The organism is Bradyrhizobium sp. WYCCWR 12699, assembly GCF_032144035.1.
GTDB lineage: Bacteria > Pseudomonadota > Alphaproteobacteria > Rhizobiales > Xanthobacteraceae > Bradyrhizobium.
The window spans coordinates 25137-40813 of sequence record NZ_JAVTJN010000001.1 but is presented as its reverse complement, the minus strand read 5'-3'; the positions used below and the strand labels follow the sequence as shown (position 1 = coordinate 40813).

Here is a 15677-nt window from a genome sequence, read left to right as displayed (position 1 = left end):
GCCGCCGCCCCGATCGCGCGGCGGTTCTTACGCGCCAACCAGCGCTTTCGTCGCCGGCAGCAGCGTCTGCTGCACCACCAGACCACGGGCGCGGGCGTCCATGACGCCGACCGCGCGCAGCGCCAGCAGCGTCACGGTCTGCACCGCATCGCGCATCTTGACGGGATCATCGAGATTGTCGGGCGCGAGCGGCCCGACCAGCGCCTCGTGTAGCGCACCGAGCAACGCGGTGGCGGCGAGCGCGGTGTCCTGCGCCGGCAGGTGACCGGCCCGCACCGCAGCGTCGATCCGCCCAGCAATCTCGCCCGCGATCTCGCGCCGGCTGGCCAAGCGCGAGGCACTGACATCGACATCGACGGGCTCGGCCAGGATGCCCCAGGCGAGCCGGCGCTGCGACAGGGTATGGACCGCCACGGTGGTCACGGCCGCGGCCAAGGCTGAGGACGGCCCCGGCGCCGCATCGGCCGCCCGGCGGATCGCCGCGAGCTCGTCGCGGGAGACCTCGGCGATGAGTTCAGAGATCAGCTCGGCCTTGGAGGGAAAATAGCGGTAGACCGTGCCGGCCGCGACATTGGCCCGGACCGCGACCGGCGCGATCTGCACCGCCGCCATCCCGCCTTCCGCCGCAGTCTCCCGCGCCGCCGCGAGAATCGCACTGCGCCGCGCCGCAAGGCGCTTCACCACTTGATGCGTCCGCCGATAAACCATGGCGCGCTTCCTGTCCCACACGCGTGCCGCACGCCCTGCGGCCGAACGCTTCGTCACGTCAAAGATGCAAATCGCCCCGCAAGGACTGAACAACTATTCAGGGTAGATGACAAGATGGGAAATGCGTGGAGCGTCACGGCGACGGACTGAAGCGCCAACCCTGGTTGCGGAGGCTGATCAGGGCGTGCTCGCTCCACCTCGCCGCGGATTCCTGCTTGCCGAAAGGGAGCCGAAATGCCGCCTGTGCGATGGCCGGCGTCGCGAGACGCGATGCTATGGCGCGATGTCCAACTGGAAGGACCGCCGCCCGATCTCGGCAGCTTTTCGGCGAAGAACGTAAGTTGCCCTATAGGTGCCAGGCGGCCAGACGACGCCTCCGCGCTTCCTTCCGGCCGAGATGAAATATTGGGCCTGGTCACGCGGCAACTTCGGTGCCCGATACTCCGCGATCACTTGCCCTTCGGGTGACTTCAGCTCGAGAGTTTGCTCGTCGTCCGCCTGAAGTCCGATCGCGCGAACATAGGCCACGATGGCGGCCGAATGAGAGCCAGGTAGAGATTGCTTGATCTCTCCGGTCTCGATCTCGTCCATGGTCACTGCTCGATCGGCAAAGCCGGCATTGATGATCTCCGTCGGCCGATAGTTCGAAACCGTGCTTGGCGTCGGCTGCCACAGCGAACGGCCGGAGCTGCATTCGCCTTTCGCGGCGCCCTCAGCGAACGGATCCACAACCGTCCTGTCATGCCGCACGGTGAAATGCAGGTGTGGGAATTCGGTGTTTCCGGACAGGCCCACCAACCCGAGCGCCTGCCCGGAGCTGACCCGGTCACCGGGCTGCACCCTGAGACTGCCTTTGGCCATGTGGCAGTATTGCGTGCTCCAGCCGTTCTCATGCTCGACGAGCGCGCCGTTGCCGCATTCCGGCCGACGATTGCGGCTTTGCCGACGACCTTGACCGAGATGTCATCCATGCCGTCGCGCGTGTGCGCGACGCGCCCCGCAGCGGCAGCAACGACCTCGACGCCTTTTCTCTGAACGTCCAGATCGGGTAACCGGATGTCGGTGCCGTCGTGGCCGTCATAGGTTCGGTGCCCGCATCGAAAGTCCAGGGCATTGTCCGAGGGATCATGGTCGACATAGTTCTGGATGAAGCAGGTCGTTCCCAACTCGCAGGCAACCGGCCAGGCGAAAAGCTGTGGCTCGGAGCCGTGAGATACTGATGCGCAAGTGACGAGCATGCAAATAGCCGATGCAGCCAAACACCTTCTCATCCGATCCGTCCGTTCAATGAGCTTGGCGCCAAGACGCGCCACGCGCGGCGCCCGAAAGCTGGCTAGTATCATGCTGCCGCACGCCGTCAGCCCGCACCAAAAAGCAAGGAGCGACAATGAGCCGATCCATTCAGGTTGCTGCAGGACTCTTTGATAGCCGGCCGTATGGCTTTGCACAGGTCGCAATCATCCGGACACCGTTTGGTGACGTTGCAAATATATCTGGCAAGGTCGCTTGGGATGCCGATCGAAAGATCGTTGGCCCCGGCGACATCGGACGTCAACTGGAAAAGAGCCTGGAAAATCTGGCTGTCGCATTGGCGTCGGTTGGGGCAACGCTCAATGACGTCGGCTCACTCCGTCTCTACATCAAGCACGATCATCTGCACGAAGGCGAGGCGATCAGTGGCGCGCTCAGGGCAACATTCGGCGACGACCCGCCATGCGCAACGTGGATCGGGGTGCCAGGTCTCGCCAACGACGCATTCCTGATAGAGGTCGAGCCCTCCAACGTTTTTCTTGCGCGAGCAGGCCGCGAACGACCTTAGGTCACGCGACCTCAATTTGGGGCCCGAAGTGTACGGTCTACCCAAAATCGAGACATCGTAATCTCGAAAATGGGCTTGGCCTTCCAATCCGGATCACAGAAGGACCAAACGCGTGGACGCCCCCGGGAGAGGGCGCTGTAAACGCATAGATAAAAGTACCATGCAATGGTTCTAAGTCCGATAACCACACTTCTTACGGCGATCTTAATGCAGATCCGTAACTGTGCGGAGGCAATGTAATTCCATCTCGGTACACCATGCTCGACAGGGACTCCCGGACCGCCTGGCAGCTTTTCCAACTCAACTGGCTTCCGATTCTCGGCATGGGGACCCTGCTGGCGCTTGGCCTTCCCTTGACCGGACTCGCTCTCGAGCCGGTCGCCTTTGGCGTGACCGTTGCGATCGCCGCGGCGCTGGCCGCGATCGTCTATGGGCACCGGATCGTCAAAGGAGACCTTGCGGACCCGAAGCTGGTGTTTTCGCTCGGCACCATCGGACAGCTCCTCCTGCTCTGCACCATTATCGGGCCGCTGACTTACGTCGCGGGCAAGCTGAACTGGCCGCTGCAGGACCAGGCGCTGCTGGCGATCGACCGGGCGCTGGGCCTCGATCCGGAACCGATCGCGCGCTATGTCAACGATCACCCCTGGCTCGCGAACTGCCTCACGCGCGCCTATGGACTGATCAAGTTTCCGCTGCTCGGCATTCCCGTCGTGCTGGCACTGACGGCGCGCTATGTGCGGCTGCAATTATTCATGCTGGCGATGAGCCTCGCGCTCGCGGTCACCATCACGATCTCGGCCGTGGTCCCCGCGATCGGAACCTATTACGGCCTGCATTTATCGGCCGCGCATTTCCCAGAGATCAACACCGAGGTCTATGCCGGGCAGCTGCGCGACATCCTGGCGCTCCGGGACGGCAGCCTGCAGGAGCTTCGGCTGTTCTTTCTCTCCGGAATCGTCTCGTTTCCGAGCTTTCACGCGGCATCCGGGGTGCTCTACATGTGGGCGCTGTGGCCGGTGCGCGGCCTCGGCGGCATCGCGGCCGTGCTCAACTTGGCAATGATCGCGGCGACGCCGGTGATCGGCGCGCATTACATCATCGACGTCGCTGCCGGCGTCGGTCTCGCAGCGGCTTCGATCTGGGCGGCGAAGTTCTACCTCGGCCGGAGCCGCGCGCTGCATGGGTCTGCAGCGCCCGCTGCGTCGAGCGGACTGACAGGCCTCGTCCAGGAGAATTGACAAGCTTCTTCGAAAAGAAAAGAGCCCCGTCAAGGACGGGGCTCTCTGAAATCTTCTGGTCGTCCGGCTTTACTTGAGGCCGGTCGAGATCGCGGTGAACTTGGTGTTCAGCGTGGTGCCGAGGTTGTTGACGACGGTGATGATCGCCAGCGCGATGCCGGCAGCGATCAGTCCGTATTCAATGGCGGTGGCGCCAGATTCATCCTTCACGAAACGCGCAACGAGGTTCTTCATAGAGGTGCTCCAAATGAGTACACGAGGCTTGCAACTGATCTGGTCTTTTCGGCTTCCCAGCGCCGCCCGACCATGGAACCGAATGTAGAGACAAAGAATTGCGCCGCAGTTAATTCGACTGCGTAAACACCGAGCGGATTGCGTGTGTGGGCCGATGGTAAATCGAAATCTAAAACAATCAGTTAAATTGTCGGGACATGAAGCCGGCATGACGCTGCCGGTTTACCCGAAGTTATGACCGCCATGGTCCAATGCCGCCCGCTCGAACCGAAGCGCGACATGATGATCATGCGTCGCGCTTCATGACGTTGTTCGAGCATGGCCCTCTCGGAAATCCGCGCCGCACAGCGATCCCATGACATGGTTCCCTCCGAGAGGCCGGCTTTGACAATCTCGACGCGTCCCGGCTCGGACCGATCCATCGCGATCATCGTTCTTGCGGTGCTGGCGGCCGTCTCGTTCCTTCCGGTTCTGCTGACCCCCATTCCCGCGATGGTCGATTATCCCAATCACCTCGCCCGCATGTACATTCTGAGCCAAAGCGGCACCCCCAACGCCAATCCGCATTACGAGGTGACCTGGGCCTTCTATCCCAATCTCGGCATGGATCTGCTGGTGCCGCAGATGGCGCGGCTGATGAGCGTCGAGAGCGCCACACGGCTGTTTCTGCTGCTGAGCCAATTGCTGATCGTCGGAGGCGCGCTGCTGCTCGAATGGGTCCGGAAGGGACGGGTCGAGCTTGCCGGCTTCGCCGCGCTCGCTGTCCTCTACTGCCTGCCGTTCAGCTGGGGCTTCGTGAATTTCGAGTTCGGGCTCGGCCTCGCGCTCTGGGGCATCGCCGTTTATCTGATGCTGGCAGAAAGCCCATGGCCGCTGCGTTTCCTCGCCAATCTGATCTTCGTCGCTGCGCTGTATGTGGCGCATTTCTTTTCGCTCGGCATTTATGGCGCGACACTGGGCCTGTTCGAGTTGTCGCGCATTCGCCAACGGCAGATCGCCTATCCCGTCGCGGCCGCACGGCTTGGCGCGCTGGCGCTCCCGGCGCTGGCGCTGTTTGCGCTCATGCATTTCACCGCAGGCTCGATCGGAAGCGAAGGGACGAGCTGGTTCCTTGCCTTCAAGCCGATCTGGCCGCTGCGCATCATGAACGGCTACAATCTGACGACGGCGGCAGCGACCGGACTGGCGCTGATGATCGCGCTGTTTTTCGCGGCACGACGCGGCATCCTCCGGCTCGAGCCTTCAGGCACCTGGCTCGCGATCGGTTTTGCGCTGCTCTATCTGGTCATTCCATCGAAGCTGTTCGGAACCTCCTTCGTCGATCTTCGCGTGATTCCCGCCGCGGCCCTGATCCTGCCGGCCTTCTGCTCGCTGTCGCTGCCGAGCCGTCGGTGGAAAATGGCGTCGCTCGCGGGCATCAGCAGCATCATATTGCTCAATCTCGCCGTCGTCCTTTCGGTGTGGCTGCCCTACCGCGCCGATTACGCGGCGATCATCGCCTCGTTCCAGAAGATCGATCGCGGCTCGCGCGTCCTGGTCGGCAGCACGGTCGACGATGGAGACCCGCCCTTCGCCGACCTCACCTCGTATCCCATGTATTATGCGCCGACGTTGGCCGTGCACTACGCCAATGCGTTCGTGCCGAACCTGTTCACTGAAACGGGCAAGCAGCCCGTGCGGCCGCGCGAGGCCATGCGCAATATCGCCATTCCCTATGGCGGACCGGTGCCGTCAGGCCTGCTGGCCGCGATCGCGACAGGCCAGCCGCCGGCGGACGTTCCGCCGTTCGTCCGCAGCTGGGACCGCGATTTCGACTACCTCTATATGCTTGGGGCGCCGGCCGCGAACCCGCTGCCGGATCGGCTGGAAGTCTTGGAGACCTCGGAGCGATTTGTTCTCTACAGGATCCGCCGCAAGCCCTAGACCGACGCCGCGGCTGCCCAAGCGTGGTTAACCGGCCTTCACCATCCCGCTCCGCCTCCCCGCTGTTCGCCTCCGGCAATGCTCCGGGCGCTAGACCCTTAACGGTTGCGGCAAGGCGACCTTAACCACCGCCTCATAGACTTCCGCCCCTGCAACCCAGTCGGAATCCCCTCGCATGGCGGCCACTTCCAGATCGATCCGCTACAGCCTCGTCATCCCCGTGTTCAACGAGGAAGCCGTGCTGCCGGTCCTGTTGCGCCGGCTCGACCAGGTCATGTTCCGGCTCGACGGGCCGGCGGAAGCGATCTTCGTCGACGACGGCAGCCGCGACTCCAGCTCGATCGTGCTAAAGGCGCTCGCCGCGCGCGACTCGCGCTTTCGCTACATCGGCTTGTCGCGAAATTTCGGCCACCAGATCGCCATCACCGCCGGCATGGACGCCGCGGAAGGTGACGCGATCATCGTCATGGATGCCGATCTGCAGGATCCTCCCGAGGTGATCGAGCAATTGATCGCGAAGTGGAAGGAGGGCAACGACATCGTCCACGCCCGCCGCCTGTCGCGCGAGGGCGAAAGCCGTTTCAAGCGCGCGACCGCGCATCTGTTCTACCGGCTGCTCGGCAAGATGTCCTCGGTCGGGATCCCTGCCGATGTCGGCGACTTCCGCCTGATCGATCGCAAAGTGCTCGAGGCGCTGCGGCAGATGCCGGAGCAGGACCGCTTCGTGCGCGGCATGATCGCCTGGCTCGGCTTCCGCCAGGCCGAGGTCGCCTTCCACCGCCTCGAGCGCGCCGCGGGCGAAACCAAGTACCCGCTGTTCAAAATGGTTCGTCTGGCGGTGAACGCCGCGCTCGGCTTTTCCGATCTGCCCCTGCGGCTTGCCATCTGGTGCGGATTGACGGTGTCCGGGCTCGCGCTGCTCTACGGCGGCTGGGTCGTCCTGTTGTGGCTCAGCAAGGACAGTCATCTCGTCACCGGCTGGTCCTCGACGATGGTCGTCGTGTCGCTGCTGTGCGGCATGAACATGCTGATGACGGGCATCGTGGGGCTCTATGTCGGCCGGATCCATGCCGAGGTGAAGCGCCGCCCGCTCTACGTGGTGCAGGCCCGCGTCGGCTTCGATCGCGACGAGACGGCGGCGACGCCGGCGATCCACGCCGTCAACGAGTGACCAACGCATGACCGAACTGTTCGACGGCTATCACGACAACTACCGTGACGTGGTGCAATCCTCGATCGACTTCTCGGGCTTGCCGCATGATTTCTTCATGCGCGCAAAGGCCGACCTGCTGCGCGATCTGATCGCGCAGCGGCTGGATGTCGAGAAGCCCGACTTGCTGGACGTCGGCTGCGGCGTCGGCAGCCTTCATCCGCTGCTGCACGGCATGGTCGGCCGCTTGAGCGGCATCGACGTCTCCTCGGCCAGCCTGGCGCAGGCGCGCGCTCGCAATCACGGGGTCGACTACCGGGAGTTCGACGGGCGCGCTTTTCCGTTTGCCGATGCCAGCTTCGATCTCGTCACCGCCGTCTGCGTGATGCACCATATCGTGCCGACCGAGTGGGCGCAGTTCATCGCCGAGATGCGCCGGGTGGCACGCCCCGGCGGGCTCGTCTGCGTGATCGAGCACAATCCGTACAATCCGCTGACGCGGCTTGCCGTCGCGCGCTGCGAGTTCGACCGCGACGCGGTGTTGCTCGGTGCCGGCACGACCCGAAAATTGATGACGGCTGGCGGCCTGCGCGAGATCGGTGCGCGGCATTTCCTGCTGCTTCCCTGGGACAGCAAGCCGGCACGGCGCCTGGAAGGCGCCCTGAGCGGCGTGTGGCTCGGCGGCCAATACGCCGCCTTCGGAACCGCCTGAGTTATTTTTGCGGCGTATCCCGCCGCTTGTGCACGACCGCCACATCGTCGCTGTAGACGCGCTGCCACTCCGGCAGCCGGTCGAGCATGGCGACCGCCGGCGTGCTTGGTGCGAGCAGCGTCGCGCCGATCTTGTATTCGTCGAGCAGCTTGAGAAAGTCTACGAGGTCGACCAGCGCCAGCGCGCGATTGTAGCGGTTGATGAACGGGCCCCCGTACAGTTCGCCGCGACCATCGATGAAGGTGGGAATGCCGGAAAAGATCAAATAGCCGCCGAAGGAATAATCGTTGAGCACAGGCCCCGCCTTGGCAAGGTCGGCCTTGGCGATCGCGGCTTGCGGGGCGACGGATGGAGCCGGCCTGACGTCGCGCGCCAGGGCCACCCCGCTCATCGCGATCAAAACACCGAGCCCAGCCAGGCTCAGGCCGCGCGAGGCGACCGCTGCATCATCCTCGGCCGGTCCGCCGAACTTCCGGCCTAGCGGAGCCGCCAGATAGAGCGGCGCCAGCATGGCCAGCAGATCCGCATTGCGGATTTGCGCCAGCGCGAAATGCAGCAGGCCGATCACCACGAGGGCGCGCACGACCGGCAGCGTGATGCCGCGCGAGAGCGCGAAGATGCTGCCCAGCAGCAGCAACTCGAAGCCACCGATGTGGCTGAAATCCTGTGGCCGCCATTCCGCGATCCAGGCGAGCGCGGAGCCGAGGCCGAGCGTCGTCAGCGGCATCAGCAGCGGCTCCGGCCCGTGCGGCGTCAGGCAGGATGCGGCGACCGCAAGGGCCGTGAATGGCAGCCAGCGCAGCAGCACGCGCGGCCATTCGCTTCGCGCTTCACGCAGCAGCGCCTCGAGCACCGCCGGGCCGATCAGTCCAAGCGCCAGCACCACGCTGCCGTGCAGATTGGTCCACAGCACCAGGAGCGGCAGGGCCCAATAGGGCGGCGGCCCCGCACGATCCATGCCGCGGACCAGCGCAGCCGCCCAGGTCACCATCACCGGCAGCACGAAGACATGGGGACGCGCGAGCATGTGCGGCGCCAGCAGGACGACGGCCGCCATCACCATGAGCAGCGTCAGGGTCGGCGAAAGCTCGCGCAGCAGGAAGGAGGTGAACAGGCCGAAGGCGAGCGCGATCGCCGCGGCCGCGATGGCGACCACGCCTGGCCAGCCGGCAAGCGCGTAGATTCCGGCGTAGATGACCTCGGACAACCACTCGAAGGTGATCCAGGGCGCGCCGCGCATCGAAAAGGAAAACGGGTCGCTCGCCGGCAGGGCGCCGTGCGCGATGATCCAGCGTCCAACCTCGATGTGAGAATAGCTGTCGGGATCGGCAAGCAGCCGCGGCCCCGCCACCAGCAGCATGGCATAGACGCAAAGGCCTACTGCCCAAGGGAGCGCTGCACGTGCCGAGAACGGTTGAACCGCGCTGTGGACGACCTGGTCAGTCATGGCGGGCCAAAATAGGCCGCAAGCGTTAAGTTCTTCTTTAATGTTTCGCGCGTTTGCCGCGAAGGCGGTTCAGGCACTTCGCTCGCGCCCCGCGATGCGCAGCCAGCCAACAAAAAACGCGGCGTTTCCGCCGCGTTTTTCAATCTCATATGACGCCCGGCGATTACGCCTGCGGCTGCGGCTCCAGGCCGGGATCAGCATCGGGCCGCGGGCGCGGCGACTTGCCGGCCGGGGGCACCGCGGAGGCGCGCGGCGTGGTCGGCTCGAGCACGGATTCGCGGTTCGGCTTCTTGCCCTTGAGCAGATCGACGATCTCGTCGCCGCTCAGCGTCTCGAACTCCAGCAGGCCCTTGGCCAGCGCCTCGAGGTCGGCATGCTTCTCGGTGAGGATCCGGGTTGCTTCCTTGTAGCCTTCCTCGACCAGACGGCGGATCTCGGAGTCGATCTTCTGCACGGTCGCCTCAGAGGCGTTCTGCGTCCGCGACACCGACATGCCCAGGAACACCTCGTCCTGGTTCTCGCCGTAGGAGACCGTGCCGAGCTCTTCCGACAGGCCCCAGCGCGTCACCATCATGCGGGCGAGGCGCGTGGCCTGCTCGATGTCGGAGGCGGCGCCCGAGGTCACCTTCTCGCGGCCGAAGATCAGCTCTTCGGCGACGCGGCCGCCCATCATGATCGCGAGGCGCGAGGTCATCTGCTCCAGAGACATCGACAGCTTGTCGCGCTCGGGGAGTTGCATGACCATGCCGAGCGCACGGCCGCGCGGGATGATGGTCGCCTTGTGGATCGGATCGGTCGCGGGCACGTTGAGGCCGACGATGGCGTGGCCGCCCTCGTGATAGGCCGTCAACAGCTTCTCTTCCTCGGTCATGACGAGCGACTTGCGCTCGGCGCCCATCATCACCTTGTCCTTGGCTTCCTCGAACTCGGCCTGCGTCACCATCCGCTTGTTACGGCGGGCGGCGGTGAGCGCGGCTTCGTTGACGAGGTTCATCAGGTCGGCGCCGGAGAAGCCCGGGGTGCCGCGCGCGATGGTCTTGAGGTTGATATCCGGCGCCAGCGGCACCTTGCGAACGTGGACCTTCAGGATCTGCTCGCGGCCGACGACGTCGGGATTCGGCACCACGACCTGACGGTCGAAGCGGCCCGGACGCAGCAGCGCGGGATCGAGCACGTCGGGGCGGTTGGTCGCGGCGATCAGGATCACGCCCTCGTTCGCCTCGAAGCCGTCCATCTCGACCAGCAACTGGTTCAGCGTCTGCTCGCGCTCGTCATTGCCGCCGCCGAGACCGGCGCCACGGTGACGACCGACGGCGTCGATTTCGTCGATGAAGATGATGCAGGGCGCGTTCTTCTTGGCCTGCTCGAACATGTCGCGCACACGAGAGGCGCCGACGCCGACGAACATCTCGACGAAGTCCGAACCCGAAATGGTGAAGAACGGCACGTTGGCTTCGCCCGCGACCGCACGTGCGATCAGGGTCTTACCGGTGCCGGGAGGGCCGACCAGCAGCACGCCGCGCGGAATGCGGCCGCCGAGGCGCTGGAATTTGCCGGGGTCGCGCAGGAATTCGACGATCTCCTGCAGGTCCTGCTTGGCTTCGTCCACGCCGGCGACGTCCTCGAAGGTGACGCGGCCATGCGCTTCGGTCAGCATCTTGGCGCGCGACTTGCCGAAGCCCATCGCCTTGCCGGCGCCGCCCTGCATCTGCCGCGACAGGAAGATCCACACGCCGATCAGCGCGATGAACGGCAGCCAGGAGACCAGCAGCGAGACGAACCACGGCACGTTGTCGCCGGGCGGCTTCGCGGTGATCTGCACCTTGCTGTCATACAGGCGCTTCACCAGCGTCGGGTCGTTCGGCGCATAGGTCTGGAAGCTGGAGCCGTTGGTGAAGGTGCCGTGAATGTCAGGCCCCTGGATCACGACGTCGCGCACATTGCCGCGGTCAACTTCGCTCAGCAGCTGCGAGAAGGCGATGTCCTGCGAGGAGGCTCGCTGACCCGGATTCTGGAAGAGCGTGAACAACGCCAACAGCAGCAAGACAATGATGACCCAGAGGGCGAAATTGCGCAGATTGGCGTTCATCGATCTTCCTTCGTGGTCGCGCGGATCGCGGCCTGATCCTCGGGCGGTTATTTTGGGCCGTACGAGGAAATCCCCAAGGAATCCTCTCGGTTAGACGCATACAATTTAGGTGCCGCCCCGGTCGCTGCCAAGGGAACGAGATGGGACTATTTAGCCCATCTTAGAGCGATTCCCGCTGAAATAATGGCGCTTGAGGCGGGGTTTTTCCTGCCTGGTTAAGGTGTCCTGACGCTGCGGGGCCGAAATGGCCGGTGTCATGATCCGACTTCATGCGGCCCTCGGGGCGCCATTCATGCACCCTTGCGCCGCCGGGCCGGCGCCGGCGCGATCTGGATACGCCCGCCAGCGAGGCTGATCAAGGCTCCCGCAAGCGTCTGCCTCATGGCTGGCCGGCCATTTGAGGCTGCGCGAGGAGGTGCGGCGATGGCCTGATCGAGCGCCGCCAGGAGGGTTTCGACCTTGCCGAGTTCCGCAGGACCTTCATGCCCGAGCGCGTTGATGGCCCGCAGCAGGAGCCGCAGCCGGACCTCGTCCGGCAGGGCGGCAAAGGCCGAAGCCTCGAAGCTTCGCACCCCCACCTGCGGCGCTTCGCCGCGATCACGCAAACGGAGGAAGCGCTCGGCGCCGTCGGCCAGCACCTCGACCGCCGCATTGGCCCGCGCCAACCTCGTCGCAAGCCGCGCCAGATTCCTGACATCGCCGCCCTCGGCCGCGAGAAGCGGCAGCAGCGCGCGCAGCCGCGGCCGGGTGAAGGCGGTGTCGCGGTTGGTGGGGTCGTCGGCGAAACCGATCTTGGCCCGCTTCAAGGTCGCGATCAGCTGCGCCTTCGGAACGTCGAGCAGCGGGCGCGCCAGCACGATGCCGTCGCGCTCCGTCAGCTGCGCCATCGCCGAGAGCCCGGCAAGTCCGCTGCCGCGGAGCAGCCGCATCAACAATGTCTCGGCCTGGTCGTCGCGGGTATGGGCGGTCAGCACATGGCTCGCGCCGAGAGCACGCGCGGCCTCTGCGAGCAGGCGGTAGCGCGCTTCGCGCGCGGCGGCCGGCACTCCCGTCTTCGGCTTGGCCCCGCGCCAGCGCAGGGTCCGGTGCGGCAGGCCAAGCTCGGTGGCAAGCCGCTTGACCTCGCGCGCCTCGCGCGCCGCCTCTTGCCGGAGGCCATGATCGATCGTGACGGCGGTGAGAACCGGCGCGCGCGCCAAGCTGCGCTGCCAGCGCGCCGCAAGCCACATCAGCGCGACCGAATCGGGCCCGCCTGAGACGGCGAGCACCAGCGCTGGCGCGCTTCGCAGGCCGGCGAAGAGCCGCCTCGCCTCGCGTGCCGAGATCGGAGAATTGTCGTCGTCTGACATGACGTTGCCCAGCAATCGCCAGCGAATGGCGGGCACAATCTAGCGCAGCACCATCCGCGTTGTCAGGACCCAGGCGTCAGCACTTCACCCGCTTCTGCTCGCGGTCGACGGCGGCTTTGACGCCAGCGGAGGCGCGCGGATATTTGCGGCCGACCTCGCCGAAGGCGGCGCAGGCGGCCTCCATCTCCTTCAACGCGGCGAGCGACTGGCCGAGCCGCAGCAGCGCATCCGGCGCCTTGGCCGATTTCTCGTATTTGGTGGTGACGGCGAGGAAGGCTTCCGCGGAGTCGCGATATTGCTGGCGCTGGAAATAGCTCTCGCCCAGCCAGTATTGCGCGTCCCCGAGCAGCGGATCGCTGGGATATTTCTGCGTGAAGTTCTTCATGGTCTGCTCGGCGAGCGCATAGTCCTTGCGCTGCATGTAGCCGATGCCGAGGTCGAACTCGTCGCGCGGCGTTGCCGAGGGAGGCAGCGTGGTCAAGGCCGGAGCGCCAGCTTGTGGCGGATAGCCTTGCTGGGCGGGCGGATAGCCCGGCTGGGCCGCCGGCGGGGCGGCCTGCGGCTGATAGCGCGGGCTGGTGTTGGCGAGATCGAGCGGCTCGCCGGCGTTACGCCCGCCCGGAGCTCCTGCCGACATCGGCTGCTGGCCGCCGCCGAGTGCGCGCGGCGCGCCGGGCGCATTCGGGTTCTGGCCGGGGTCGAAGGCATCGCCGCGGCGGCTCTTGCCGGGGCCGCCGGGCGCCGGCTGCTCCTGAACGATCGGCGCGGGAGATGCGACCTGCGGCTGCTCGTAATTCGGCTGCACGGCCTGCTGCTGCGGCTGGCGATAGCCCGGCGCGACCTGATTTGGTGCGATGTGGGCGGGCGGCATGGCCGCGACATTGGGCGCCTGTCCGGGTGCGGCCTGCGCGCCGCCTTCGAGCGCCCGCAGCCGCTCTTCGAGCTGGCGGTTGCGGTACTGCAGCTCCTCGTTCTGGCCGGTGAGCTGGCGCAGCTGGTTCTCCAGCCGCTCGATCCGCATCTCGGGATCATCGTCCGTCTGCGCGAATGCAGGCGAGCCCAAAGAGAGCAGCGTGGCCATCGCCACGGTGCCGGTAAAGACCTTAAATCTGGATGACATCTTGCCCTGACGACGAAAGCGAAATGGCCTGCGACGGAACATGCGACGCGCCACACATTGAAGGGGAGTACGCCAAAACTGTGACAGGCACCACGGGGTTTTAGGTCACGGATTGCTGAAACGAAACCGGCGCCCGAGAGGGCGCCGGCATGATCGGTTTCTGAAGATGAACGGCGCCTGACCGAGTGTCAGTGTCCCGGTATCAGGAGCTCGCGTTCAGCACGGTGACGGCGCGACGGTTCTGCGACCAGCAGGAGATGTCGTTACAGACGGCGACCGGCCGCTCCTTGCCGTAGGAGATCGTGCGCATGCGGTTCGGATCGATGCCGCGCGAGGCGAGGAACGACCGCACCGACTGGGCACGACGGGCGCCGAGCGCGATGTTGTATTCGCGGGTGCCGCGCTCGTCGGCGTGACCTTCGATGGTGAAGCTGTAGCGCGGATAGCTCTGGAGCCACTGCGCCTGCTTCTCCAGGGTCACGATCGCCTGCGGGGTCAGATCGGTCTGGTCGCTTTCGAAGAACACGCGGTCGCCGACATTGACCACGAAGTCCTGCTGGCTGCCCGGCGTCGCCGCATTGGCCATCGCATCCGTCGCAGCATTCTTGTTGGCGCAGGCGCCCATCGACAGCGCGATTGCGACCACTGCCGCCAGCTTCAATCCCTGGAGGATACGCATAGGATATTTCATTCCGGAGCCTCCACGCTCACGTTCGTCCACTGCTGTCCGGTCTACAGGGGGTTGGTTAAGCGAACGTTCCGTCAACCTTGACGGAACCTTGCCTCAGCCGGTCAAATGCCCCCAACCAGCGAAAAGCACCCGTCATGGTTAATGGGTTGTAAATGTGGCACGAGGGTGAAGGCAAGTCGGGCCCGTCAGCAAAAACGCTGGCTTTTGCCGGAATTTTGGATGGAGGGCGTGGTGCCGGTGGGCGACATGCCGGCACCCGGCTCATGGCCAGGTCCTGCCCTGAGGCCTTGGGCTCCCGGTGGGGATCCAGGACCGGGCCGGCACGGTCTCAGGCGTGTGCGGCGTCCGCCAGGTCGGCCACGAGCACCGGCCGCTGCGGCACCTGACGCTGGCCGCCGCGTCCGAACAGCATCCGCCGCTCGAAAGCGGTCGACCGCATGATCGGATAACGCTCGAACACCTTCTTGCGGAAGGTTGGGAAATCCGCCGCCATCAATCCGAACGGCTTGGTGAGGCCGGGAACCAGCCGCGGCTCGGCGATGGTCTCGTGCAGGAAGACCCGCCGGTAGAAGGCCTGATGCTCGGAACGCACGATGGCGAGGCCGAGATCGGCATTGAAATGCTCGCAGGCCATGTAGGCGAGACGGGTCGTCAGATAGGGCAATTCCGGAACCCGCTTGACCTGGTCGGGATCGGCGACGAAGCGGGTCGGGTCGATCATGACCTCGCCGCGGTCGAGCCGCGGCAGCAGGATGTCCGGGAAGACGTCGGCCGAAGTGGATTCGCGCCATTCCGACGTCAGCACGCTGATGCGCACCGAGCTGCAGAGCTCGCCATGGAGATAGACGCCGAAGGTCCACGCGTTCGGCAGCTCGTCGTAGCGGTCGGTGACCCTTTGGTCTGCAGACGGCTTGACGGCGCCTTCCCTCAAATAGGCGCGATAGCGGAGATTGTAGATCTCCTCTTTCTCCGCCGCGGTTTCCGCAAGGTGATAATCGACGTCGGTCAGGAGTTCTGCTCCTCGTCCAACAGCCGAAATGACAGATCTGGCTGAGGACTGCATTCCAACTCCCTTACCCACACTCACGCCGCGGTATTCGAAGGTCTTTCCTGCAAGACAACTTGCGCGCGCGTGGGAATTTATTAACACCTTCTTAACAAGCTTGCAAAGCAATCGAAGGGTTAGGGTTAACC

General features: G+C 65.0%; 13 protein-coding genes and 1 pseudogene. 5 read left to right on the top strand and 9 right to left on the bottom strand.

What is annotated here, in order from left to right:
* Positions 1-27 precede the first annotated feature (27 nt).
* A complete protein-coding gene (locus RPS27_RS00195) occupies positions 28-708 on the bottom strand; it encodes a TetR/AcrR family transcriptional regulator (protein ID WP_194404328.1) in 681 nt (226 codons plus the stop codon).
* Positions 709-981: 273 nt separating this feature from the next.
* Positions 982-1620: pseudogene (locus RPS27_RS00190) on the bottom strand (M23 family metallopeptidase); the annotation flags it as partial.
* 475 nt (positions 1621-2095) lie between these two features.
* Between RPS27_RS00190 and RPS27_RS00185 the strand changes: the two are divergent.
* A complete protein-coding gene (locus RPS27_RS00185; RefSeq protein ID WP_212067400.1) occupies positions 2096-2527 on the top strand; it encodes a RidA family protein in 432 nt (143 codons plus the stop codon).
* 323 nt (positions 2528-2850) lie between these two features.
* Positions 2851-3768, top strand: a complete 918-nt coding sequence (locus RPS27_RS00180; protein ID WP_249131871.1) for a phosphatase PAP2 family protein — start codon at positions 2851-2853, stop codon at positions 3766-3768.
* Positions 3769-3837: 69 nt separating this feature from the next.
* On the opposite strand, the gene RPS27_RS00175 is transcribed toward RPS27_RS00180, so the two are convergent.
* On the bottom strand, positions 3838-4002 hold the full coding sequence (locus tag RPS27_RS00175) for a Flp family type IVb pilin (RefSeq protein ID WP_194404332.1): 165 nt from the start codon (positions 4000-4002) through the stop codon (positions 3838-3840).
* A 360-nt stretch (positions 4003-4362) separates the two neighbouring features.
* Here RPS27_RS00175 and RPS27_RS00170 point away from each other — a divergent pair, with 360 nt between their 5' ends.
* The 3 genes from RPS27_RS00170 (at position 4363) to RPS27_RS00160 (ending at position 7787) form a co-directional block, all read left to right on the top strand.
* On the top strand, positions 4363-5925 hold the full coding sequence (locus tag RPS27_RS00170; protein WP_212067401.1) for a hypothetical protein: 1563 nt from the start codon (positions 4363-4365) through the stop codon (positions 5923-5925).
* 175 nt (positions 5926-6100) lie between these two features.
* Complete coding sequence (locus RPS27_RS00165; RefSeq protein ID WP_212067402.1) at positions 6101-7096, top strand: glycosyltransferase family 2 protein; 996 nt, start codon at positions 6101-6103, stop codon at positions 7094-7096.
* 7 nt (positions 7097-7103) lie between these two features.
* Entirely contained in the window at positions 7104-7787 is a 684-nt protein-coding gene (locus RPS27_RS00160; protein WP_212067403.1) for a class I SAM-dependent methyltransferase, read from the top strand.
* Between the two features lies 1 nt (position 7788).
* On the opposite strand, the gene RPS27_RS00155 is transcribed toward RPS27_RS00160, so the two are convergent.
* The 6 genes from RPS27_RS00155 to RPS27_RS00130 all read right to left on the bottom strand — a co-directional run bounded on the left by RPS27_RS00155 (position 7789) and on the right by RPS27_RS00130 (position 15546).
* Entirely contained in the window at positions 7789-9234 is a 1446-nt protein-coding gene (locus RPS27_RS00155) for a hypothetical protein (protein ID WP_212067404.1), read from the bottom strand.
* A gap of 163 nt (positions 9235-9397) precedes the next feature.
* Complete coding sequence (ftsH, locus tag RPS27_RS00150; protein WP_097659839.1) at positions 9398-11323, bottom strand: ATP-dependent zinc metalloprotease FtsH; 1926 nt, start codon at positions 11321-11323, stop codon at positions 9398-9400.
* Between the two features lie 290 nt (positions 11324-11613).
* Positions 11614-12672, bottom strand: a complete 1059-nt coding sequence (gene tilS / locus RPS27_RS00145; RefSeq protein ID WP_212067405.1) for a tRNA lysidine(34) synthetase TilS — start codon at positions 12670-12672, stop codon at positions 11614-11616.
* A gap of 76 nt (positions 12673-12748) precedes the next feature.
* Entirely contained in the window at positions 12749-13792 is a 1044-nt protein-coding gene (gene ybgF, locus RPS27_RS00140; protein ID WP_212067406.1) for a tol-pal system protein YbgF, read from the bottom strand.
* A 202-nt stretch (positions 13793-13994) separates the two neighbouring features.
* Positions 13995-14483, bottom strand: a complete 489-nt coding sequence (gene pal / locus RPS27_RS00135; protein WP_151647458.1) for a peptidoglycan-associated lipoprotein Pal — start codon at positions 14481-14483, stop codon at positions 13995-13997.
* A gap of 328 nt (positions 14484-14811) precedes the next feature.
* On the bottom strand, positions 14812-15546 hold the full coding sequence (locus RPS27_RS00130; RefSeq protein WP_194404339.1) for an N-acyl amino acid synthase FeeM domain-containing protein: 735 nt from the start codon (positions 15544-15546) through the stop codon (positions 14812-14814).
* Positions 15547-15677 lie beyond the last annotated feature (131 nt).

Bases quoted from the DNA above. Each gene is read 5' to 3' on its own strand.
- RPS27_RS00160 (WP_212067403.1), top strand. From the start codon at position 7,104: ATGACCGAACTGTTCGACGGCTATCACGACAACTACCGTGACGTGGTG.
- RPS27_RS00165 (WP_212067402.1), top strand. From the start codon at position 6,101: ATGGCGGCCACTTCCAGATCGATCCGCTACAGCCTCGTCATCCCCGTG.
- RPS27_RS00180 (WP_249131871.1), top strand. From the start codon at position 2,851: ATGGGGACCCTGCTGGCGCTTGGCCTTCCCTTGACCGGACTCGCTCTC.
- RPS27_RS00185 (WP_212067400.1), top strand. From the start codon at position 2,096: ATGAGCCGATCCATTCAGGTTGCTGCAGGACTCTTTGATAGCCGGCCG.
- pal (WP_151647458.1), bottom strand. From the start codon at position 14,483: ATGAAATATCCTATGCGTATCCTCCAGGGATTGAAGCTGGCGGCAGTG.
- RPS27_RS00175 (WP_194404332.1), bottom strand. From the start codon at position 4,002: ATGAAGAACCTCGTTGCGCGTTTCGTGAAGGATGAATCTGGCGCCACC.
- ybgF (WP_212067406.1), bottom strand. From the start codon at position 13,792: ATGTCATCCAGATTTAAGGTCTTTACCGGCACCGTGGCGATGGCCACG.
- RPS27_RS00195 (WP_194404328.1), bottom strand. From the start codon at position 708: ATGGTTTATCGGCGGACGCATCAAGTGGTGAAGCGCCTTGCGGCGCGG.
- tilS (WP_212067405.1), bottom strand. From the start codon at position 12,672: ATGTCAGACGACGACAATTCTCCGATCTCGGCACGCGAGGCGAGGCGG.
- ftsH (WP_097659839.1), bottom strand. From the start codon at position 11,323: ATGAACGCCAATCTGCGCAATTTCGCCCTCTGGGTCATCATTGTCTTG.
- RPS27_RS00170 (WP_212067401.1), top strand. From the start codon at position 4,363: ATGGTTCCCTCCGAGAGGCCGGCTTTGACAATCTCGACGCGTCCCGGC.
- RPS27_RS00130 (WP_194404339.1), bottom strand. From the start codon at position 15,546: ATGCAGTCCTCAGCCAGATCTGTCATTTCGGCTGTTGGACGAGGAGCA.
- RPS27_RS00155 (WP_212067404.1), bottom strand. From the start codon at position 9,234: ATGACTGACCAGGTCGTCCACAGCGCGGTTCAACCGTTCTCGGCACGT.